Genomic DNA, 23325 nt, shown 5'->3' on the forward strand with positions numbered 1-23325 from the left:
ACTCTCCTCCTGTTTCTATTCATCCAATATGTTTTTCATTTTTTCATATTTAGCGCTATCCTTTTGAAACATACTTTCTTTCAATCCCTTATCTATTTGTATCCATTCAGTCGTAACTGAATATTGAATCAAGCCTTCTTGAAAACTAAGAAATTTCAACATAATCCCTGTATTTTTCTCCACAACCATTTCGAATTTCCCTCTTAAATCTTCAGAGGTGCTAACAGGCATCTCTATGTTTATAACTCCTTCAATTTTGTAGCAATCTAATCCAAGATATTTCGTTTCTTTATAATTCCAATCTTTATATCGAATTAATAAATCTGCGAATTCTGATTGAATACTATATTTAGCTAGCCCTACATATTCATCATCATATCTCTTTTTCTCATCTGATTTTCTCACTAACCTTTCCGTAGGATTTAATTTTAATAGTTCATTGTTTCTTTCTTTCGGGTTCCATTTTGTCTCTTTATAGGTATACTTCTCATCATCAAACTCTTTTTTCTTGCCCTCGTTATATATAATTGTTCGTTTTTTGGCTAGTTTATCTTCTTTCGAAGAGATACCTCTTTGTTTCTCCGTATCAATCGCATACTTATATGTTGTAGCAATTCTTGATGAGCTAGAATATTCCTCAAATTGTCCTGAAATATTTTTAAAATAATCAATAGAATCTAGCATTTTTTGATGAATCTTTTCTTTATCTGGATAATGTACATTCGATTTTATTTCTTCTTCATTTTCATAATCAGAAAACGCTTTTTTCTTTACATATTCAAATACTCCACCATTTTGCGCAAAACTTTGTATAGAAAACTCAGACATAGATACCACTGAAAGTATACAAACCGCTGCACTAATTATCATCATATGAATTTTGTAACTCTTCTTTTTTACCTTAAGATTATGTAGCGTGCCATTAATCTTTTCATTTAACTCTGGAGGTACTATAACAGTTTCATCTTTTATTCTCTTTTTTAATTTCTCATCAAATAATTTTTCATTATCCATCCTTTACACCCCCTATTCCATCTTTAATCGTTTTTGTAGTTGTTCCCTCGCACGTGATAATCTTGATTTCACTGTTCCTTTCGGTATTTCTAACAGCTTTGCTATACTCTCTTGATTCATGTCCTCATAGTAATAAAGCACCGTAACAGCTCTTAATTCTTCATGTAACGATTGAATCGCATTACACAAATCTATATCTTCATACTGATCACACGCACTCATAATATAATCATTCTCTTCTGTCACAATTACATTTTTATACGCTCTAATAATATTGTTACACTCATTTATTAGTATTCGAATTAACCAAGTTTGAAAAAATTCTTCTTTTTTTAATTTTTTTATATTTTCATAGGCTTTTAAAATTGTTGTCTGTATCGCATCCTCTATATTTGTCTCATCACGTAACATCGCCTTTGCTATTCGATACATCTTCGCTTTTTCTGTATGTATAAGCGCTATAAAGGCTTCATGATCACCTTTTTTCGCTAAAGAAACATCCGTTTCTTCTTTTACAATCATTTTATATAAAGGGATTACTTTCACAATTGCTCCTCCTGTTTCATCCTCACTTCATCACTTCCAATTTAACTTTACATATATTAGACGTATGAACCTAGAAAAAGGTTCACTTTTTTGAATATTTTTGTAACTAAAAAGATAAATATCCTTTATAAGGATGCAATAAACATAATAGTTTAAATTTACAAATAAAAAAAGCCCACTTTCTCAGTGGACTTTCTACTCTATAACGGTAAATCCCTCTTCCTAAATACTACAATCGCTACGATAAAAATACAAAGCGCTACAGTAGTTAAACCTATACTTACCGGCCATATATTATATGATCCTTCAGCAATTTCTTTCGGACGAAACAGCGTGAATAATGATAGGTTTTTCATCCATTCTAACTTATCACTTAACTTCCCTACCATATCCAATACGAAAAATAAGATAGTTAAACTCGCTGAATAACTTAGTGCTTTTCTTTCGTCATTACATATACAAGAAAAGAAAAATGAATACGCACTAATGACTAAAAATATGAGCCCTCCGACTACATTTATCTTCAAAAATAATTCTTTATTTAAGTTATTATCTTGTAAAAACCATTCTGCACCTACTAACCCAGCTACATACGTAACAGATACAATAATTAGAAGTCCCAATATGAGAACAGCAGCTTGTGTAATCGCAATTTGCACTCTAGATACAGGTGTTGCTAGCAAGTATGCCATTGCGCCTTTATCTACATGACGAGCAATTAAATGTGTCGCAACTGTTACGCAAAAAATTGTTAAAATGATAATAAATAATAGACTATAGTATTCGCCCGCTAGAAAATCCATTACGTTTTGAATCGGACTTTCCATACCAACGATTTTTTTCACGCTATCAGGCATGGCAGCTATTAATTCATTTAGCCCTTTCGCTGATACCATTGACGGGAATATCCAAATTAATAACCACAGATATAAAGCTGCACCAGACGCATAACTCAAAATATTTTTTTGTGTTTCTTTCAAACTAGCTAAAAATAATTGCTTATTCATGCGTTACCCCTTCTTTCTTATCGTAATAATGCATAAATAAATGTTCTAAATCCATCGCTCTCGTTTGAAGTGCCGTTACATTATAGTTTGAAAGTGTTTGTAAAACAGTTTGATAGTTTCCTTGTACAATGATAGATGCCTCTCTGCCTTTTACCGCTTCAAATTGCAAATTACACTTTGTAAGGGACTCAATCTCTTCTTGTGATGATACTGTTACATCTATCACCTGTCTTCTCATACTTTGTAAATCGTGAATATTTTCAACCGTTACGAGTCGACCATCTTTAATAATAGCTACTCTATCACAAGTTCTCTCAATTTCAGTAAAAATATGTGATGACATTAGGATTGTTTTTCCTCTTTGCTTTTCCTCTAATATTAAATCTATAAATACTTGCTGCATAAGTGGATCAAGTCCAGATGTTGGTTCATCTAAAATTAACACCTCTGGATCGTGCATAAATGCAGCGACTATCCCTACTTTTTGCTTCATTCCTTTAGACATTTTGCGAATCGGTGTTTTCACATCAAATTGCAGACGCTCTATCAGTTCATCTCGTCTTTTCGTATCCTTTAATCCTCGCATTCCTTGCATTAATTTTAAAAACTCTAATCCGTTCATTCCTTCAATAAAAGAAATTTCACCCGGTAAGTAACCAACTTCCCTTTGAATTTTCGCCGCTTCATTCCAACAATCTAATCCAAAAATTGTCGCTTTACCAGTTGTCGGTTTTATAAATCCCATTAAATTACGAATCATCGTTGATTTCCCGGCACCATTCGGTCCTAAATAACCAAATACTTCTCCCTCTTTTACATCAAATGTAATATGAAACAAACCTTTTCCGTTCGAAAACTGTTTTGTGACATCTTGAACTGAAATCATAATTCCACCTCATTTTTTGAAATATTTAATGTGTGATATTTCAAAATTATTGTACTCCTCATCTTCCATATTCGCAACAACTTTTTGAAATATTTATTAGTCCATATTTCAAAATTATTGTTTTCCATTATTTTTTCTTGTATATTTTAAGTGAGGTGATTGCATTGAACGGCTTTGAAAGAGTAAAAGAAAAGAAAAAGCGTGCCATTAAAGAAGCAGCATTCGTATTATTTTCAGAACGTGGATTTAATGAAGTGAAAATAGAACATATCGCAAAAGAAGCAAACGTTTCTCAAGTTACAATTTATAATCATTTCGGAAGTAAAGATGCGTTATTTAGGGAGCTTATACAAGAATTTATCATATCTGAATTTCAATATTATAAAGAGCTTGCAGAAGAAAAATTACCTTTTCATGATATGATGCAAAAAATGATTGTAAGAAAAATGAATACTGGCGGATTATTTCAACCTGATATGTTACTACAAATGATGCAAAGGGACGAAGAACTCCGTAAGTTTATTTATAGTTATCAAAATGAAAAAATCCTACCCTGGTATTTAGAAATATTAGAACGAGCTCAGCGCAAAAACGAAATTAATCCACACCTTACTAAAGAAATGATGTTACTTTACATTCAAATGTTTACAAAATTAGGTGATGAATTTGGAGCACAACTTCTTGAAGGAGATCGGGAAAAACATATAAAAGATATCGTTACGATGTTCTTCTATGGTCTTTCTGTTCCACAAAAATAAAAAAGACACGAATTTCGTGTCTTTTTTATTTTATAGAAATGACTCTACCCTTTTCACTACTTTCAATCGCTAATTGAATCAGTTTAATAACATCTAAACCTTCTTTTGCTGTTACAGGTAGTTCCTCACCATTTAATATACTATCTCGTACACCTTTATAATAATTGTCATAACAACCGACTTCTGTTGGAATACGCTCTAAGCTTTCTTCTGTTTCTAAAGTAGCAAAATCCTCTTCATCGTCTACTCCATAACCGTTATCACCTGGCTTCATTCCATTTTTTAATTGCTCTTCCTGCGAATCCATACCGTACTTCACGATAGAACCTTTCTCTCCATGCACTATAAAATGCGGTCCAGCTTTTTTCACATAACTGCTACTACGTAAAATGACACGTTTAACTCCGTAATGAAGTACTATGTGGAAATAATCATCCACCTCTGCACCTGGTCGTTGTTTTATTACATCTGCACTTATCGCATCTGGTTTCCCGAATATTGATAACGCTTGGTCAATTAAATGCGATCCTAAATCGTATAATATACCGGATCCTGGTAGATTTTTTTCTCTCCATCGATCACGTACATGTGGACGGAAACGATCAAAATTCGATTCATATGCGTATACATTCCCTACTCTGTTTTCTCCTAACAATTTCTTAATTGTTAAGAAATCATTATCAAAACGACGATTATGATATACGCTTAACATTACATTATGCTGCTCTGCTAATGAAATAAGCTCTTCTCCTTCTTCAATTGAGACAACAAATGGTTTTTCTACAACAACATGCTTACCTTTTAAAATTGCTTCTTTTACATATGGAAAATGAGTTGTATTAGGTGATGTAATAACAACTAAGTCAACATCAGCTCGCTTCACCAATTCATCAATTGTACTAACAACATTAGCGTTTGGTAATGTTTCTTTTACTACCTCTTCTTTTGAGGATAATACAGCACGAATATCATATTCTTCTATTGTTTGTAATAGTGGGATATGAAATGTCGTACTAGAAAAACCATATCCTACAATCCCTACACCTATTTTTTTCATGTTGCCCCTCCATTTGTCCCGCTTTAACGGGCAGTAAGATTCCTAACTCAAAATTCAGTGAAAGCTAAGGCATTAGGTGAGGAATCAACTGCTTGTTAAAGCCCGATTGGTTCAACTAATAATCAGTGAGGATGAAGAAACTCCCCATTGATTAAAGTTTCACTTTATGAGAACGATTTCATTCAGTTATTATAACAAGATTATTATTATTTACATAATAAATTGCCTAGAAAAAAGCATCTTGCTACTATTCATAGCAAGATGCCCTCTTTATTCTGGTCTTTTCTTCGTCCACGTTTCTACTACTTCACCAGTATCATTAACATCTAGCACAAGGCTACCATTACTATACCGGTCTTTATTTCGATACGCTTTCGGATCAATCTCTTCTACAATGTTTTTCTCTGTCTTCATGTAAACTAATTCATCGTCCCGAACAATTTCAATACCGACAATGCGGTACGGATTACGTTTTAATTCTTTGAAAATAACAAGACCGCGTTTCGCCCTCGTTGACTTTTCAATTTCTGATGCTTTTAGACGTTTTACAGCACCGCGCTGTGTTACGAGAATAAGTTGATCTTTGTCACCATTTAACGGTTTACCAGAAGCGACATAGTCATCTTCTTTTAAATTAATTGCTTTAACACCAGCAGCTCTTACACCGACTGGACTTACTTCATCTTCATGGAAAATAAGTGCATATGCACCGTGTGTAGCAAGAACAATATCACTCGTTCCATCTGTCGCAAATATATCGACAACTTCATCATCTTTTTTCAAGTTTACAGCAACGAATGCCCTTGAATAACGCTGAACTTTATATTGATTTAATTCTGTTTTCTTTATCATACCATTTCGTGTTACAAATACGATAAATCGTTTTTCTTCCTCAAAGTTCGGTACAACCGTTGCCCAAATGATTGTTTCATCCCGGTCGAGTGAAACGATATTAGCAACGTGCTGACCTAAATCTTTCCAACGAATATCTGGCATTTCGTATACTGGCAGATATATATAGTTTCCTTTATTCGTAAATAAGAGGACTGTCTCTGTCGTATTCGTATCGAATCGTTCAAGTAAGATGTCACCCTCTTTCATACCGAAGTCTTTGCCGTTTGAGGCATTATGTGAGCGCCATCCAGTACGTTTCACATATCCTTCTTTCGTTACAGTAACGATGACATCTTCTTGTGGGATCATCACTTCTACATCGATTTTAATTTCCTCGATTTGATCTTCAATAATCGCGCGTCGATCATCACTATATGTTTTCTTAACTCTCTTTAAATCTGTTTTAATTACTTGAAGTAATCTTTTTTCACTTTGTAAAATTGCCTGTAGCTCAATAATTTTCTTATTAAGCTCATCTGCTTCTTCTTGTAACGCCGTAATGTCTGTATTCGTTAAGCGATATAATTGCAAGGAAACAATTGCTTCTGCTTGTGCTTCTGTAAAACCAAATTTTGCACTTAAATTATCTTTCGCGTTACGTTTATCTTTTGAAGCTCGAATTGTCTCAATTACTTGGTCTAAAATCGATAATGCTTTCTTTAAACCTTCTACAATATGTTGACGATTTTCTGCTTTTCTTAATTCATATTGCGAACGTCTCGTAATAACCTCTTTTTGATGTCCAATATAAGCATCTAAAATTTTCGGTAATGTCATAAGTGTTGGACGACGATTATTGATCGCTACCATATTAAAGTTATATGGAATTTGCAAATCTGTATTTTTATATAAATAATTTAAAATACCTTCGGAGTTTGCTTCTTTCTTTAATTCAACAACAATTCGTAAACCAGTACGATCTGTCTCATCACGCACTTCAGCAATACCATCTAACTTTTTATCTAGACGTAATTCATCCATTTTCTTTACAAGGTTTGCCTTATTCACTTCGTAAGGAATTTCAGTGATTACAATTTGTTGTTTCCCACCGCGCACTGTTTCAACTTCTGCTTTTCCGCGAATAATAATTTTACCTTTACCTGTTTCATACGCCTTTTTAATACCATCAATCCCCTGAATAATACCGCCTGTTGGGAAATCTGGTCCTTTCATAACTGTTAATAAATCGTCAACAGTACTATTTGGCTTATCGATACGCATCATTGTAGCATCAATAACTTCTCCAAGATGATGCGGAGGAATTTCTGTTGCATAACCAGCGGAAATCCCTGTAGATCCGTTCACTAATAAATTCGGGAACGCTGCTGGTAATACAACTGGTTCTTCACTCGTATCATCAAAGTTTGACACGAATTCAACTGTTTCTTTATCAAGATCACGTAATAATTCAGATGCGATTGGTGATAAACGAGCTTCCGTATAACGCATCGCTGCCGCTGGGTCCCCATCAACACTACCGTTATTACCATGCATTTCAACTAAAACATTACGTACTTTCCAAGTTTGGCTTAAGCGTACCATTGCTTCATATACAGAGGAATCTCCATGTGGATGATAATTACCGATAACATTACCTACTGTTTTAGCTGATTTACGAAACGCTTTATCATGTACATTACCTTCTACATACATAGAATATAAAATACGTCTTTGTACTGGCTTTAAGCCATCACGTGCATCTGGAAGTGCACGATCTTGAATAATATATTTACTATAACGTGCAAAGCGATCACCTAACACGTCTTCAAGCGGGAGGTCATGAAACTTCTCTGCTTGCATGTTATTCCACCTCCGTCTCCATAATCATTTCATTTTCTAAAATATTTCCTTCTTCTTGCATACCAAACTGTACATTACGTTCAATCCATTTACGGCGCGGTTCTACTTTATCGCCCATTAATGTTGTAACGCGACGCTCTGCTCTTGCTGCATCATCAATTTTCACGCGAATTAATGTACGCGTTTCAGGATTCATTGTTGTTTCCCATAATTGATCCGCATTCATTTCACCAAGTCCTTTATAACGTTGTAACATATAGCCTTTTCCAACTTTTTTCGTTACACCGTCTAATTCCTCATCTGACCAAGCGTATTCAATTACCTCACTCTTACCTTTTCCTTTACTTACTTTGTATAAAGGAGGAAGTGCGATAAATACTTTACCAGCTTCGATAAGTGGCTTCATATATCTGTAGAAGAACGTTAATAACAATACTTGAATATGAGCCCCATCCGTATCGGCATCGGTCATAATTACAACTTTATCGTAGTTAATATCTTCAACATCAAATTCATTTCCTACACCGCCGCCAATCGCATAAATGATTGTATTAATCTCTTCATTTTTAAAGATATCAGCAAGCTTTGCTTTTTCTGTATTAATTACTTTACCACGTAACGGTAATACGGCCTGGAAACGTCGGTCTCGTCCTTGTTTCGCAGAACCACCGGCAGAGTCACCCTCTACTAGGTACAGTTCATTTTTTTGCGGGTTACGTGATTGTGCAGGTGTTAATTTCCCGCTTAACGTACCTTCTGATTTTTTCTTTTTCTTACCACTACGCGCTTCTTCTCTTGCTTTACGGGCTGCTTCACGGGCTTGTGCTGCTTTAATTGCTTTTCTCACAAGAAGTGTAGCTACATCAGGGTTTTCTTCTAAAAAGTATGCTAAATGCTCAGATACAATGGCATCAATTGAAGAACGCGCTTCACTTGTACCTAGTTTCCCCTTCGTTTGCCCTTCAAACTGAAGCACTTCTTCTGGTACACGTACCGAAACGATAGCCGCTACACCTTCACGAATATCTGTACCTTCTAAGTTTTTATCTTTTTCTTTTAATAGTGCTACTTTACGAGCATACTCGTTAAACACACGCGTCATCGCTGTTTTAAATCCAGCTTCGTGTGTTCCACCATCTTTTGTACGTACGTTATTTACAAACGAAAGAATATTTTCTGAGTAACCATCATTAAACTGGAATGCTAGTTCTGCTTCAATCCCGTTTTGTTCACCAGTGAAATATACAACCGGATGAATTGAATCTTTTTCTTCGTTTAAATATGAAACGAAAGCTTCGATTCCTGTTTCATAATGAAATATATCTTCTAAATCATTACGTTCGTCTTTTATCGAGATTTTCATTCCTTTTAATAAGAATGCAGATTCACGTAATCTCTCACATAATGTTTCATAATTGTAATTTGTCGTGCTGAAAATCGTTGTATCTGGTTTGAAATGCATCGTAGTACCAGACTCTTTCGTCTTCCCGATTTTCTCAAGCGTCGTTACAGGAACACCGCCATTTTCAAAGCGTTGTTCGTAAATATTTCCGTCACGCTTAATCGTTACGACTAACCATTCTGATAAGGCATTTACAACCGATGCCCCAACACCGTGCAAACCACCACTCGTTTTGTAACCACCTTGACCAAACTTACCACCTGCATGAAGTACAGTTAAAATAACTTCAGGTGTAGGTTTCCCAAGTTTATGCATTCCCGTAGGCATTCCTCGCCCTTTATCTATAACGCTAATACTATTATCTTTATGTATTACGACTGAAATTTCGTCGCCAAATCCCGCTAACGCTTCGTCAACGGAGTTATCTACTATTTCATATACTAAATGATGCAATCCACGGCTATCCGTACTCCCGATATACATACCCGGGCGTTTTCGAACGGCTTCAAGTCCTTCTAACACTTGAATCGCATCTTCATTATATTGGAACTGATGCTTCGCCAAACTCCTTGCCCCTTTCCTAATCCAAAATCAGAACATATGTTTCTATTATAGAATAACGCCTCGACTATAGTTTTGGCAAGTTATCTTATCTCTTTTATATACCATCTTCAATAGAAAAATCCTTGTTTTCTCACAAGGATTCCTCTAGGCTACTATTTCAGAAAAATAATCGTTTGTCAACGAGAAATGGATATGTATTCCAAGATTACACATTCCAAACCTTTATTATGATCCAAATGATCAAGATCCAAAATGGGATTACAAATAACAATCCCCAAAAACAGCCTTTAAAAAATCTCATGATGAACACCTCGTTCATCGGCCCTACTTATCTATAATGAGGGCTGAATCAATCTTTCTACCTTTAAATCTATACTATTTTGTCATCGCATGTTCTACTTTAATACAACGATCCATTATTACAGTATAGTCTTTTTCTTTTAAAAGTTTATATGTATCCTCATCTTGTACTCCTAATTGTGCCCAAAAAACATCTGCATCAATCTCTACAAATTCTTTTGCAACATCCATTAAAAACTCTGAGCGACGAAATACATTTACAATGTCAACGTGTTCCTTAATATCCTTTAGTGAAGAAACTGCCTTTTCTCCGAGCACCTCATCTACTGTTGGATTAACTGGAATAATGCGGTATCCAGCATCTTGCATTGCTTTTGAAACCATATACGATGTACGTTCTGGCTTATCTGATAATCCAACAACCGCAATTGTTTTGCTTTTCTTTAACACTTCACCAATTTCCGTACGAGTTGGGTTTTCAATTGTCATAATTAATCCCTCCTATTCCTTTAGTATAGCCGATAAAGAAAGTCTCTTTCAATATGAAAGAGACTTTCTTTTATTTCGATTATTGATTCTTTGTAGCTGAATTATCTGCTAAAGTAGCCGATTTCGTCATTTTTTGACCGTTACGGTAGAATGTAACTTCTACTTTCTCGCCTACTTTTTTCTTTTCATATAAATATTTACGGAATTGAAGAGCATTCTCTACTTTTTGATTATCTAATGCTACTACAATATCATATTGCTCTAAACCAGCTTTTTCAGCTGGTGATATTGGGTAAATTTTACCTAATACAACGCCGTTTGTTACTTCTTTCGGTACTTTCAATTGATTGACTGCATAAGCTTGCACATCTTCTAGTGAAACAACACCTACTCCAAGAGCTGGACGTTTTACTACTCCATCTTTTTCAAGAGATTCAATAACTGGTTTTGCGATGTTAATTGGAATAGCAAATCCAATTCCTTCAACTTCTTGTTGTGCAATTTTACTTGAATTAATCCCAATTATTTCACCATTTTGGTTAAATAATGCACCACCACTATTACCTGGATTAATCGCTGCATCCGTTTGAATAACTTGTGCTTGCCAATCTGGTCGTTTATCCCCATCAATATCAACCGGAATTTCGCGTTCTTTACTACTGATTATACCTTCCGTTACACTTCCATCAAATCCAAGTGGATTACCGATTGCAATGGCTTTTTCACCCGCACGAAGTTTACTTGAATCACCTAAAGTGGCAACTTTATTTACATTAGATCCATCAATTTCAACAACCGCTAAGTCTAACCAAGGGTCCTTACCAACTAATTTCGCATCAACTTGCTTTCCGTCGCTCAGCTTCACAGCAAGTTTATTTGCTCCATCTACTACGTGGTTGTTTGTTACAATATATGCTTTATTTCCTGCTTTTTTATAAATAACACCTGATCCTGAACCGGCTTGTTGTTCTTGACCTGTCGGTTGCATTGCAAATGGATCAACACTTTGTTGCATATTAATAACACCTACAACAACATCTTTCGCCCCTTCAATCATACCAGGTAAATCAGTTTCATTTTTCGCTTTATTTACAACAGGAACTACAGTACCTTCTACTTTTGAATCCGAACTAAATGATGATACTGGCGCTCCATTATTTTGAGCCCATGGCATATATGGTGCTGCAAAACTAATCGAAATCGCTCCGACTACAGCTCCCACTAAACCTGTGAAGAAATAGCCTTTTTTACTACCTGATTTTCTCACTTCTCTCGTTTCACTATGCTCTTCATTTAAATTTGGTCCGTCGTAATATCCCATGTTTTATTTCCCCTCTCTGGTGAATTCGTATTTTCAGTATAGTCACGTTTTGTGTCCTTCTTGTGAACTCATCGTGAAATCCAATTAAAAAAATACACTTATCTAACATTGTAGACAAAAAAAGTATTTTTTGTACATTTTACCTTCAAAAGAGAGTATAAAATTACCATTTCCCTAGGCTAAATTACACAAATCGTTCTAGATTATTCTTCAAATTTATAACCAACTCGAATAACAGTACCGATATGCTTCGCTTTATCTCCTAGCTTATTTCGAAGTTTTTTAATATGGGTATCAACCGTTCGGTCATCACCGTAATAGTCATATCCCCATAACTGGTCTAATAAATGTTGACGTGATAACACAATTCCTTTGTTCTCCATTAAATACACAAGAAGTTCAAATTCTTTATGTGTCAATATAATTTCTTCTCCATCTACTAAAACAGTTCTAGATAGACGATTCACTTCTATTCCAGCTAAAGACATAGCATTTTCTTCCGCTACTCCTACCGCACCATCCGCACGTTTCAATAACGTCTTTGCGCGAGCTACTAATACTTTCGGGCTAAATGGTTTCGTTACATACTCGTCTGCACCTAATTCGAAACCTAGCAATGTATCATCCTCATCCGAACGTGCTGTCAACATAATAATTGGTACTGCTGATTCTTTTCTAATTCTTCTACAAACAGACCATCCATCTATTTCCGGTAACATAATATCTAACATAATTAAATCAATTTCATGCTCTGCAAATAACTCTAACGCTTTTTTTCCATCTTCTGCTTCGATTACTTCAAAGCCTTCATTACGAAAATAATCACTAACAATTTCACGTAATCTTCTTTCATCTTCAACAAGCAATACTGTTTTATTCATATAATCTATCCCGCCTTTTTACTCTTTCAATCGAATAATACGTTGATTGGAGCTTCCGCGAAATGGAAGTGTTAAATCTTTTTCCTCAATTTCAAACCTTCCATCGACTAAAACATCCCCATAATGTAACAACTCTATCATATCATTATTTTGAGAACTCTGTATCTCTTCTAACGTATAACCTGTATACATCCATAGGTTTTTTTTCAAATCTTTCACGATTTTTGCTACCATTTTCACTTCAGCAGCTTGAAAAAATGGATCTCCACCTGAAAATGTTACATCAGTTAATGGATTACTTGCAATCTCTTTCACAATTTCTTCTACTGTCATTTCCGTTCCGTTGCAAATATTCCACGATTTCGGATTGTGGCAACCAACGCAACGATGCGGACAGCCCGCAAAAAACACGACTGTCCGCAATCCTTCTCCATCTACTACACTATCATGAATAATATTCATCACTTTCATTTATGTTTCACCCGATCTATCTCTTCACTACGTTTCGCACTATTCCACTTTGACATATCTCCTACAAGATAGCCTGTTATACGGCGAATTCTTTCTATATTAGCCTCATCTTCATTCCCGCAACTTGGACATTCATTCCCAATAACCCCGTGATAACTACAGCACTTACAACGGTCAACAGGATGATTAATTGAACCGTATCCAACGCCATGTTCTGCCATGGCTTGTACAATTTGTTTTAATGCCTTTTTGTTATGCATTGCTGCTCCGTCTAGTTCAATATAAGTAATATGTCCCCCGTTACATAGAGCATGAAACGGGCCTTCTAAACGGATTTTATTTATCGCTTGAATGTTATAATAAACTGGAATATGGAATGAATTCGTATAGTAATTATGGTTCGTTATACCGCTAATCACGCCAAATTCTTTTCTATCTTTTTTCACAAACTTCCCTGATAATCCTTCTGCTGGAGTTGCAATTACTGAGAAATTCAGTTGATGTTCTTCTGTCGCTTTATCCATTCTATCTCTCATAAAGGAAATAATTTCATACCCAAGTTTCCATGATTCTTCATCTTCCCCATGATGCTTTCCTGTTAAAGCTACTAAACATTCCGCAAGACCGATAAAACCAATACTTAACGTCCCTTGTTTTAAAATCGAGGCTACGGAGTCTTCAGGCTGCAACGTTTCTCCACCACGCCATACACCTTGTGAATATAAAAACTGAAAATCTCTTGCTCGCTTCGTACATTGATACGCAAATCTTTCTAATAACTGCTTAATTCCTAAATCTAAATAATAGTTTAGCGCTTCAAAAAACGCTTCTTTTGAACCACTAATTAACGCTAATTTCACTAAATTAATAGACGTAAATGATAAATTCCCTCTACCAATCGCTGTTTCTTCTCCATGTATATTAGACATAACACGGGTACGACATCCCATGTAACATACTTCACTTTCTGGTCTTCCATCATAATGTACTGCATTAAACGGAGCATCTAAAAATGAAAAGTTAGGGAACAATCGTTCAGCCGTTGTCTCTAATGCTAATTCAAATAAATCGTAGTTCGGATCACTTTCTTCAAAATTCACACCTTTTTTCATCTTGAAAATTTGAATCGGAAAAATCGGTGTCTCCCCTTTACCAAGTCCAGCTTGTGTCGCTTTTAAAAGTTGTTTAATTAACATTCTTCCTTCTTTTGATGTATCTGTTCCATAATTAATAGAAATAAACGGTACTTGTCCTCCGCCCCTACTATGCATACTATTCGAATTATGAACGAAAGCCTCACACGCTTGATACGTATCATTTTCCGTTTCTTCCCATGCAAATTCTTCTATTTGTTCTTTCGTAAGCGGATATGATTGTAATCGTTTTTTATGTCTCTCAATTGTTTTTCGTACATAAGGTGCTAAATCAATATCAAAGAGTGCAAACGATTGACCACCATGCTGCATATTTTGATTCGCTTGAAAAATAATAGACGAAAGAGCCAATGCACTTTTAATGTCTTGCGGTTGTCTCATATGTCCATGTCCAGTATGAAAACCATTAGCAAGCATTTGCGCTAACGGAATTTGTGAACAAGTCGTCGTTCCTGTTGCATAAAAATCTAAATCATGTGGATATAATATATTTTCATTTATCGCTTTTTTCACTTGATCTGACAATAAATTCTCAACAGCATAATATTTTGCACTCTCAGATGCGAATGTTCCCATTACGCCCATTGGAGAGCGGCCGTCTACATTTGCATTTTCTTGCATCAAATCTTGTTCATTGCCGTGGACTATTGTCTCAAACACTTTCATTAATTCTTCTTCTCCACGTGTATTATTTTGTAACATTTATAACCCTCCACCAATATGTTGTTATCTTTTGATTAAAATGTTACTACATATAGTCTTACTGTTTCTGTGAGAAATGTAACATTACTGTGAAATTTTTTTCACGAAATAATGAATTTTTCATTTACAAAAAAGAAATGTGCTCTTTACAAATGTATGGTACAATATACGGGAAAAACTCTTTTTACCCTTTATCAACACATTTGAATAAAGGAGACTGAACTTATGGTTACTACATATCTTTTATTTATCGTTGCCTACTTACTTGGCTCGATTCCATTTGCACTAGTTGTTGGAAAAATCGGCTACGGAATCGATATTCGTGAGCACGGGAGCGGTAATCTAGGCGGAACAAACACATTCCGCACATTAGGGAAAAAAGCAGGTTTTACCGTTACAATTGCTGACATTTTAAAAGGGACATTAGCAACAAGTCTACCAATGATTTTCGGGTTAGATATTCATCCACTATGGTTCGGGTTAGCGGCTGTTCTTGGACATGTCTATCCAATCTTCGCGAAATTCCGCGGTGGTAAAGCAGTTGCAACTTCTGCTGGGGTGCTATTATGCTATTCACCAGTTGTTTTTGCAATATTGGCTGTTGTATTTTTCACCCTTTTATTTACAACAAGATACGTATCACTTTCTTCTATGGTAACAGCAGTTGTTGCTGTTATTGCATCCATTGTTAGCGGGGATAAAATCTTCATTATTGCGATGTGTTTATTAGCAGGTATGGTTATTTATAAACACCGTGCAAATATCGGACGAATTATAAATAAAACTGAACCAAAAGCAAACTTTTCAAAAAAGCAAAAATAAGATCGCAACCCACATAACGCAAAAAGAAAACGTGAAGCATATTAATAGCGTCTTTTTGCGTTATTTTTTATACTAAAGAAAAAGCAACATAATTTGGAGGAACTATACATGAATCTTTCCGTAACAAAAGAAGCAGCACAATGGTATAAAACTGAATTAAACTTACAATCAAATGAAACACTACGCTTTTTCGTACAATACGGTGGTTGCAGTACTGTTCAAAAAGGACTTTCTTTAGGTATTCGTAAAGATGATCCTGCACATCCTGCTGTTCAAATTCAAGAAGAAGGTATTAATTTCTTTATTGAAGGCGATGATGAATGGTTCTTCGATGGACATAATTTATCTGTTACACTTAACGAAGGTGACGACTTCCCACAATTTAATTATGAAAAATAAAAAAACGTGGCTTCTGCCACGCTTTTTTATTTTTTCTTAATTTCCTCATATTTCGCATACCACTCAGGATATAACTTTTTAAATGATACAGGGCGGAACCCTTCTTTTTTCGCACAAATATTCGTTGTGCTTGCAGTAATACACAGTTCACCATCACCATTATATATTTCATATCCATATACAACGCGAAGTGGGCTCACAGTATCTACCCATGTTTTTACGATTGCTTTTTCTCCGTAACGCATCGCTTTACGGTATGAAATTTGTAAATCTAACACAGGAGAAATAATTCCTTCTTTCTCCATTTCAACATATGAAAAACCTAAATCTTGTATAAGTTTCGTGCGACCTAACTCAAGCCACACTAAGTAGTTTGAATGGTAAACAACACCCATTTGATCTGTTTCCGCATAACGGATTTCAACTTCATGTTCTGCTACAAACATATGTATTCGCCTTCTTTCACTTCTGCTACCTTGCATACATTTAATCATAATACAGTGACATCAAAAATAAAATAAAAATAGTGAATCTTTTCCCGAAAGGAGCCAGCATATGATTCAAATTGTAACGGTTCGTAGTGGTGATAGCGTATATAGCTTGGCATCAAAATATGGATCAACACCTGACGAAATAGTAAAAGACAATGGATTAAATCCAGCTGAAACGCTCGTTGTCGGTCAGGCACTTATCGTTAATACGAAAGGGAATAATTATTATGTACAGCCTGGTGACAGCCTATATCGAATTTCTCAAACATATAATGTCCCCCTCGCTAGTTTAGCTAAAGTTAATAATTTATCTTTAAAATCTATTCTCCATGTCGGACAACAATTATATGTACCAAAAGGCACAAAACGAGCTGTAGAATCCATCGCTTATTTACAACCTTCAACTATACCGATTAAAGAGAGTTTAGTTAATGCGACACGCGCCATCAATCCATTTTTAACATACTTAGCCTATTTTAGTTTTGAGGCAAAAAGAGATGGCACATTAAAAGAACCTACTGAAACAGCTAAAATTGCTAATATTGCAACGCAAGGTAAAACAATCCCTATGCTCGTTATTACAAATATTGAAAATGGTAATTTCAGTGCCGATCTAACATCAGTTATTTTACGCGACGCAACGATTCAAAACAAATTTATTACTAACATTTTGCAAACAGCTCAAAAATATGGCATGCGAGACATTCATTTCGATTTCGAGAGTGTAGCACCTGAAGACCGCGAGGCGTATAATCGCTTTTTACGAAATGTAAAAACACGCTTACCTAGCGGGTACACATTGAGCACAACTCTCGTACCGAAAACAAGTTCAAATCAAAAGGGAAAATTTTTCGAAGCTCACGATTATAAAGCGCAAGGGCAAATTGTTGATTTCGTCGTCATTATGACATATGACTGGGGATGGCAAGGCGGTCCACCGATGGCGATTTCTCCTATCGGTCCAGTGAAAGAAGTACTTCAATATGCAAAATCTCAAATGCCTCCACAAAAAATTATGATGGGGCAAAATTTATACGGGTTTGATTGGAAGCTTCCATTTAAACAAGGAAATCCACCCGCAAAAGCAATTAGCTCTGTCGCAGCTGTTGCACTAGCTCGTAAATATAATGTCCCTATTCGTTATGATTTCACAGCCCAAGCTCCTCATTTTAATTATTTTGATGAAAACGGCGTGCAACACGAAGTTTGGTTTGAAGATTCACGGTCTGTTCAAAGTAAATTCAATTTAATGAAAGAACAAGGTATAGGTGGTATTAGTTACTGGAAAATCGGTTTACCATTCCCACAAAATTGGCGTTTACTCGTTGAAAATTTTACGATTACGAAAAAGGGCTGACAAAAGTCAGCCCTTTTTGTACATTTTGTTAAGATTCATCTTTGATTTCACTTTTTAATGAGTCAATACTTTCTAAACGTCTTTGATTTTTTGCTTCAATAGCAGCACGATCTTTTTCATTAGAAAGTTCCGCTGTTTCTTTTGCTTCATTAAAGTTATCAACTGTATTTTGCACCATTTCTTGTAACTTTTCAGCGTTGTCACTTCGATTATCTGGATTTGGCATGTACTTCCCTCCTAATATTGTATATACACACCATCTTAAATTACCTATCTTTCCTCAAATTTATACATAAAAAAGGAGAATGTAATATTCTCCTTTTCTTTAACCATTATCAACAATCGGTTGTTTACCTGTTTGATCTTGCATTTGCTTTCCTTTATTTCCACCAGCTTTTTTCGATTGTGTTCCAATATGATTTGGTGCAAAGTCTTTTGAATTTTTTTTCGGATTACCCATTACTATCGCCTCCTTAACACTAGTATCGTACTAGTGTTAAGAATTATTCAGCTTGCTTAAAAAGTTTCATTTCATAACGTTTTTCAATGCGCTCTTCAATGCGATCAATTGCATCACGATCGCTTAATAATTGTTGTTTATTTTCATTTACAAGTTCTTCAAACGATTTACGGCGACTTCTTCTCATGTTGTTCACCCTCTCTCCTTCGCTTTCTTATTACATAGTATGAGCAAACAAAAAACTCTTTAATCAGATTTGCAAGAAAATTTTATGTTTTAGTACTCCTAAAAAAACTCCGTGTACAATATATTGCACACGGAGTTTTTTATACCATAATATTTAAATACTCTTTCAACTTTTCATCTGCATTCATTTCATTTTCTTTATAATCATGAAGCGCCTGTAATACAAAATCATACTGCTCTAAAATATAACTTTCTAATTTCATAACATCCTCTAAGCTATTAAGCATAATTCTCGTATTACCAACTTCACTTTTTAACGCCGGTTCACATTTTAAACTTGTACATATTTCTTTCACATCTTCTTCTAATATCTCTGTTAATACATATTTCTTTCGCCCTTTTACCTTTACTCTCATAACTGGATAAAAAGCTTTTATATCTAAATAACTTCCTACATTCATACAACGTAGCCATTCTACATTACGTTTATTACGTGCAAGCATTTCTTTCACCGCTTCGTATACTACGATTTCATCAAGTGAGACCTTATTTACTTTTCTCTGTCCTTCTTCTTCAATAGCTGCACACTTTTGATAAACAGCAGCACACGTAATGCAATCGTCAAATGCATTATGAGAGCTTAAACGAATTCCAAGCATTCGCTTTAACGTTTCAAGTTTATGATTAGGCGCCTGCTTCATGTATTTCTTCGCTAAAAATACAGTATCAATTACTTTATTTTTAGGTTCAGGTAGCCCTAGCATATTTACATTACTTTTCAAAAAGCGCATATCAAAAGAAGCATTATGGGCCACAATAACATTTGTATGTAAAAATGCTAAAAATAAAGGTAATACCTCTTCAATCGTCGGTGCATCTGAAACACGATAATTGGTAATACCGGTTAAACTCGTTATTCGGTCCGGAATTGGCCGCTCTGGATTCACGTATGAAACAAATTGATCTACCAGTTCATGATTACGATATTTCACCGCTGCAACTTGAATGATTTTATCATTATAAGGGTTAAATCCTGTTGTTTCAAAATCAATTACAACATAATCTAACGGTAAGGATACATTCCCCACTCCATACACTCCTTTATCTCTAAACGATTATATTTCTTACATCATATCATGAAGTTATTACTACTTGAAAAAGAAAAGGCAGAAATGGGAACTCTCCACCTCTACCTTTTCACCATTATTTTAATTTAGCAACCCTTTTCTCCATCTCTTTTTGCGTCATCGGCCCAATAAACTTATCTTGAATGACACCTTTTGTATCTATAAAATACGAAGTTGGAATCGTAATTACTTTATACGCTGTTGTCACATCAATGTTCTTGTCCAATAAAATAGGAAAAGTAATTCCTTTTTCTTTAGCAAAATTGCTTACCTTTTCTTCCCCCCCACCTTTTTCTGAAGGCGTATAGTTGATTGCTAAAATTTCTACGTTTTCTTTATGTTCTTTATAGAAAGCCTCCATATCCGGCATTTCTTGTTGGCAAGGTCCACACCACGTTGCCCAAAAGTTTAAAATCACTTTCTTTCCTTTTAAATCTGATAGCTTTACATTCGTTCCATCTAACTTCGTTAATTCGAAGTCTGGCGCACTCTTCCCTATTTCAATACCATTCCTTGCGATAATCTCTTTCATCGCAGCTTCACTTTTTTCTTGCTTCACTTTTACCGCCTGCTCTTTATTACCAAACTGTTCATAAGCTGCGTATCCCGCTAAACAAAGTAACACTACAATAATCGTAAGCTTCCGCCACATTTTATATCACCCTAACGTATTATCTTCTTTTAACACATTCATCAAAATACTATATATCTTATTTTAGCTTATACGGACAAGCTTGGAAATATTCACATTCTAAATAATCAGAATTTTTATAACTGTGATTAAATTTTTACCTTTCCATCATATAATTAGAAATAAATAGAATATTTTACAATGAAAGGAGCTCTCATGAATTTATTTGAAAAAATACTTCTATATATTCTTAGTTTTATATTTTCCCCAATCGGAATTATCACATGGATTATCTCACTATTTAGTAAAGACCCTGAAAAAAAACAAGTTGGACGTATTTGTCTCTATATCGCATTAATCTCATTTATCCTTTGGGCAGGCCTCGGCATTATTACTTTTTTCACGATGACTACCATTACTACTATAGAATAGTTATAGAAAGGATGATTATTTTGGGAGAACACCCTATCACCAAAGAGCTACGCTATATACGAATATGCTTAGTTATTTTAGTAATCGTTCTTTTATTTTTCAACAGTGAAAAAGTCGTTGAAATTTCTACAAATCATGATTCCATAGAAAATGTTCCCACCAGTAATATGACACAAATTGCGGAAAATACATTCGCTATTCAAGAATATAATCCATTACTAAGTAGCGAACATACAATTAAGATTTTCAAATATAATCCAGATACAAATCAACTTACTCTCGTCAAAGAAGTTAATTCTAGTGATCCGAATTCTTATACTTATCAACTTAATGAGAACGAATAAAGTGAAACTTTAATCAGCCCTCACCAATCGGGCTGCCCGGCAAATAGCTGAATAAAGATAAGGGCATTACATATCTCTTATCTTTTTGTTTGCAACTCTTTGTACAATGAGTTGCAATTTAATAATTCTCTAGGATTCCCACATTCCACAATAGTCCCATTCTTTATGACAACAACACAATCTGCTATCATCGCTCTCTCTACATCATGTGTTGCCACAATTCTCGTTACATCTCTTCCTATCCCTTCAATCATATTCCAAACCAGTTCTTGATTGCCTGGATCTAACCCAGCCGTCGGTTCATCTAAAATAATAAGAGTTGGATTTGATACAATCGCTCGCAATAATGCGAGACGTTTTCTTTCGCCTCCTGAAAGCTCTTCACCGCTTTTATGTAGCACAGTTTGACTCCCTTCAGGTAACCCTCTAATAATCGGCGTTACATTTATAAGTTCACTATTTTTTTCTAACTGATTTTCTAAACACTCTTCCCCGAAATACATATTCTCTGTTACCGTCGTTCGGAAAAAACGTGGTTCTTGCCAAACTGTAGTCATACGAGCTTCATTACCATAATAAGCAATGCTACCGTTAGATGGTTTATACAAGCCCGTTATTAACTTTAAAAGCGTTGTTTTTCCTGCACCGCTTTCTCCCACAATAATAACGAGTTCACCAGGACGAATTTGCAAATCAATATTACGAATTCTGCATTTCTCTTCGTCATTCTCCTGAAATGAAACATTTGTTATCCTGATACCCATCGCTCTTTCTACATTGTTATCTGCTGCTCGTTTATTTAAAAAGCAAAAAGTTCTATTTGCCGAAGCGACTGCAACTTGTGTCATTATTAATAAATCGCCCACATAACGGACAGGGAAAAAGAGCATCTCAATTGTCGCTAACACTGCAATGAGTGAACCAACTTCTATTTCTCCCCTCATTATTTTTTGTGCACCTATAATGAGAACAAGGATATATGCTCCTGTTTCAATCACCGTTCCAACTACTCCAATACAATGTTGCATCATCGTCTTCTTTACTTCCGATTTATACGATTGTGCCGTTACTCTTTTAAATAAGCGAATTGCCCATTTTTCTTTTTGTAAACTCCGCAAATCTTGTATCCCCTTTACAAACTGTGACACCATCTCTACAACACTTGAGTGATTTTTTTGAGCAACGCTTGCAATATCTCTTACCTTTTCTCCCATCAGTATTGGAACAATTGTACTTAAAAATAAAAACGGAGTTACCCACAATATAAACTGTATATCTATATGTTGTAGTGCTATGAAAGCTCCAATAAATTGGGCAATAGCGTGTATATATTCTATTAATATAGAGCCATATAATCTGACCCAGTTCGGAATATCAGACACGACCAAAGTTTCTAACTCTCCTTGCTTAATCTTCTCACTCTCTTCAAACGGTAATGAGAAATAGTGACGCAATAATTCTATACGTTTCGTTTGTAATATACGTTGACTCGCTTTTGAACTTATATAATCAAATAAAAGATTGTTCGCCCACATTAAAAAACGACTACCCGCAAACAAAGCTATATATAAATACGCACCTTTTAGCTCTCTTTGAATAAGATTGTCTACAATTAATCCCATGAAAATTGGGCGTGATAAATTTAAAATGGCAGCAATTATCCCACTACATACAGCTGCTATTACTAATATTTTCTCTTGTCGTAACGGCAACAATATTCTTTTATACTCTGTCATGACGTTTCCTCCATTTTTATAGTAAAAAGAAAGGGATGAAACCAAATGGTTTCATCCCTTTCCATAAAATAAGGAAGCTAACTATTGTTAGCTT

The 23325-nt window shown here is 35.1% G+C and carries 25 protein-coding genes; 6 read left to right on the forward strand and 19 right to left on the reverse strand.

Translation table 11 applies throughout. From position 1 onward, the window contains the following. Positions 1–15 precede the first annotated feature (15 nt). From ACTFRU_RS06140 to ACTFRU_RS06155, 4 genes are all read right to left on the reverse strand, one after another. Positions 16–1014 (reverse strand): hypothetical protein, encoded by a 999-nt coding sequence (locus tag ACTFRU_RS06140; RefSeq protein WP_000368255.1) that lies wholly within the window; start codon positions 1012–1014, stop codon positions 16–18. Positions 1015–1026: 12 nt separating this feature from the next. After that, positions 1027–1560 (reverse strand): RNA polymerase sigma factor, encoded by a 534-nt coding sequence (locus ACTFRU_RS06145; protein ID WP_000864730.1) that lies wholly within the window; start codon positions 1558–1560, stop codon positions 1027–1029. Positions 1561–1760: 200 nt separating this feature from the next. Beyond that, complete coding sequence (locus tag ACTFRU_RS06150) at positions 1761–2567, reverse strand: ABC transporter permease subunit (protein ID WP_001041419.1); 807 nt, start codon at positions 2565–2567, stop codon at positions 1761–1763. Next, complete coding sequence (locus ACTFRU_RS06155) at positions 2560–3453, reverse strand: ABC transporter ATP-binding protein (RefSeq protein ID WP_025710113.1); 894 nt, start codon at positions 3451–3453, stop codon at positions 2560–2562. Before ACTFRU_RS06155 ends, ACTFRU_RS06150 begins: the two co-directional genes overlap by 8 nt. A 155-nt stretch (positions 3454–3608) precedes the next feature. On the opposite strand from ACTFRU_RS06155, the gene ACTFRU_RS06160 reads away from it, so the two are divergent. Further along, positions 3609–4211, forward strand: a complete 603-nt coding sequence (locus ACTFRU_RS06160; protein WP_002024578.1) for a TetR/AcrR family transcriptional regulator — start codon at positions 3609–3611, stop codon at positions 4209–4211. Between the two features lie 25 nt (positions 4212–4236). Here ACTFRU_RS06160 and ACTFRU_RS06165 read toward each other — a convergent pair whose 3' ends face one another. The 8 genes from ACTFRU_RS06165 to ACTFRU_RS06200 form a co-directional block, all read right to left on the reverse strand. Next, positions 4237–5268 (reverse strand): oxidoreductase, encoded by a 1032-nt coding sequence (locus ACTFRU_RS06165; RefSeq protein ID WP_000719782.1) that lies wholly within the window; start codon positions 5266–5268, stop codon positions 4237–4239. Between the two features lie 270 nt (positions 5269–5538). Continuing rightward, positions 5539–7962 (reverse strand): DNA topoisomerase IV subunit A, encoded by a 2424-nt coding sequence (gene parC, locus ACTFRU_RS06170; protein ID WP_001147470.1) that lies wholly within the window; start codon positions 7960–7962, stop codon positions 5539–5541. 1 nt (position 7963) lies between these two features. Continuing rightward, on the reverse strand, positions 7964–9928 hold the full coding sequence (parE, locus tag ACTFRU_RS06175) for a DNA topoisomerase IV subunit B (RefSeq protein ID WP_001062199.1): 1965 nt from the start codon (positions 9926–9928) through the stop codon (positions 7964–7966). Positions 9929–10303: 375 nt separating this feature from the next. Further along, positions 10304–10717 (reverse strand): CoA-binding protein, encoded by a 414-nt coding sequence (locus ACTFRU_RS06180; protein WP_000151390.1) that lies wholly within the window; start codon positions 10715–10717, stop codon positions 10304–10306. A 79-nt stretch (positions 10718–10796) separates the two neighbouring features. Next, on the reverse strand, positions 10797–12038 hold the full coding sequence (locus tag ACTFRU_RS06185; RefSeq protein WP_025710111.1) for a S1C family serine protease: 1242 nt from the start codon (positions 12036–12038) through the stop codon (positions 10797–10799). A gap of 203 nt (positions 12039–12241) precedes the next feature. After that, positions 12242–12919 carry a response regulator transcription factor gene (locus tag ACTFRU_RS06190; RefSeq protein ID WP_001044679.1) on the reverse strand — a complete coding sequence of 226 codons (678 nt, stop codon included), beginning with the start codon at positions 12917–12919 and terminating at the stop codon, positions 12242–12244. Between the two features lie 18 nt (positions 12920–12937). Beyond that, entirely contained in the window at positions 12938–13390 is a 453-nt protein-coding gene (gene nrdG, locus ACTFRU_RS06195) for an anaerobic ribonucleoside-triphosphate reductase activating protein (RefSeq protein WP_000867081.1), read from the reverse strand. Next, positions 13387–15246, reverse strand: a complete 1860-nt coding sequence (locus ACTFRU_RS06200) for an anaerobic ribonucleoside triphosphate reductase (protein ID WP_000940063.1) — start codon at positions 15244–15246, stop codon at positions 13387–13389. The genes nrdG and ACTFRU_RS06200 overlap by 4 nt, the downstream gene beginning before the upstream one ends. A gap of 225 nt (positions 15247–15471) precedes the next feature. On the opposite strand from ACTFRU_RS06200, the gene plsY reads away from it, so the two are divergent. Then, positions 15472–16068 (forward strand): glycerol-3-phosphate 1-O-acyltransferase PlsY, encoded by a 597-nt coding sequence (gene plsY / locus ACTFRU_RS06205; protein WP_000258974.1) that lies wholly within the window; start codon positions 15472–15474, stop codon positions 16066–16068. Between the two features lie 108 nt (positions 16069–16176). Beyond that, positions 16177–16467 carry a HesB/YadR/YfhF family protein gene (locus tag ACTFRU_RS06210; RefSeq protein WP_001054455.1) on the forward strand — a complete coding sequence of 97 codons (291 nt, stop codon included), beginning with the start codon at positions 16177–16179 and terminating at the stop codon, positions 16465–16467. Between the two features lie 26 nt (positions 16468–16493). On the opposite strand, the gene ACTFRU_RS06215 is transcribed toward ACTFRU_RS06210, so the two are convergent. After that, positions 16494–16913, reverse strand: coding sequence for an acyl-CoA thioesterase (locus ACTFRU_RS06215; RefSeq protein WP_000495812.1), 420 nt, complete (start codon positions 16911–16913; stop codon positions 16494–16496). A gap of 109 nt (positions 16914–17022) precedes the next feature. Between ACTFRU_RS06215 and ACTFRU_RS06220 the strand changes: the two genes are divergently transcribed. Continuing rightward, complete coding sequence (locus ACTFRU_RS06220; RefSeq protein ID WP_000614858.1) at positions 17023–18315, forward strand: glycosyl hydrolase family 18 protein; 1293 nt, start codon at positions 17023–17025, stop codon at positions 18313–18315. Between the two features lie 28 nt (positions 18316–18343). Here the strand turns inward: ACTFRU_RS06220 and tlp are convergent, their stop codons facing one another. From tlp to ACTFRU_RS06245, 5 genes are all read right to left on the reverse strand, one after another. After that, positions 18344–18541: a small acid-soluble spore protein Tlp gene (gene tlp, locus ACTFRU_RS06225; RefSeq protein WP_001133511.1), complete on the reverse strand. Its 198-nt coding sequence runs from the start codon at positions 18539–18541 to the stop codon at positions 18344–18346. A gap of 99 nt (positions 18542–18640) precedes the next feature. Next, the gene (sspN, locus tag ACTFRU_RS06230) at positions 18641–18775 is read right to left on the reverse strand and encodes an acid-soluble spore protein SspN (protein ID WP_000527987.1); all 135 of its coding nucleotides are present in this window, start codon (positions 18773–18775) and stop codon (positions 18641–18643) included. A gap of 43 nt (positions 18776–18818) precedes the next feature. After that, complete coding sequence (locus tag ACTFRU_RS06235; RefSeq protein WP_001254699.1) at positions 18819–18962, reverse strand: FbpB family small basic protein; 144 nt, start codon at positions 18960–18962, stop codon at positions 18819–18821. A 139-nt stretch (positions 18963–19101) separates the two neighbouring features. After that, positions 19102–20049, reverse strand: a complete 948-nt coding sequence (locus ACTFRU_RS06240; protein ID WP_025710109.1) for a 3'-5' exonuclease — start codon at positions 20047–20049, stop codon at positions 19102–19104. Between the two features lie 115 nt (positions 20050–20164). Then, positions 20165–20740 (reverse strand): redoxin domain-containing protein, encoded by a 576-nt coding sequence (locus ACTFRU_RS06245; protein WP_000269083.1) that lies wholly within the window; start codon positions 20738–20740, stop codon positions 20165–20167. Between the two features lie 195 nt (positions 20741–20935). Here ACTFRU_RS06245 and ACTFRU_RS06250 point away from each other — a divergent pair, with 195 nt between their 5' ends. Together ACTFRU_RS06250 and ACTFRU_RS06255 are read left to right on the forward strand one after the other, a co-directional pair. Then, on the forward strand, positions 20936–21151 hold the full coding sequence (locus ACTFRU_RS06250; protein WP_001047912.1) for a hypothetical protein: 216 nt from the start codon (positions 20936–20938) through the stop codon (positions 21149–21151). An 11-nt stretch (positions 21152–21162) separates the two neighbouring features. Next, positions 21163–21495 (forward strand): YmzC family protein, encoded by a 333-nt coding sequence (locus tag ACTFRU_RS06255; protein ID WP_074555548.1) that lies wholly within the window; start codon positions 21163–21165, stop codon positions 21493–21495. A 77-nt stretch (positions 21496–21572) separates the two neighbouring features. On the opposite strand, the gene ACTFRU_RS06260 is transcribed toward ACTFRU_RS06255, so the two are convergent. Continuing rightward, complete coding sequence (locus tag ACTFRU_RS06260; RefSeq protein WP_000141522.1) at positions 21573–23231, reverse strand: ABC transporter ATP-binding protein; 1659 nt, start codon at positions 23229–23231, stop codon at positions 21573–21575. Between the last annotated feature and the right edge of the window lie 94 nt (positions 23232–23325).

The sequence above is a fragment of the Bacillus cereus group sp. MYBK220-1 genome (assembly GCF_051916445.1).
Lineage (GTDB): Bacteria > Bacillota > Bacilli > Bacillales > Bacillaceae_G > Bacillus_A > Bacillus_A cereus.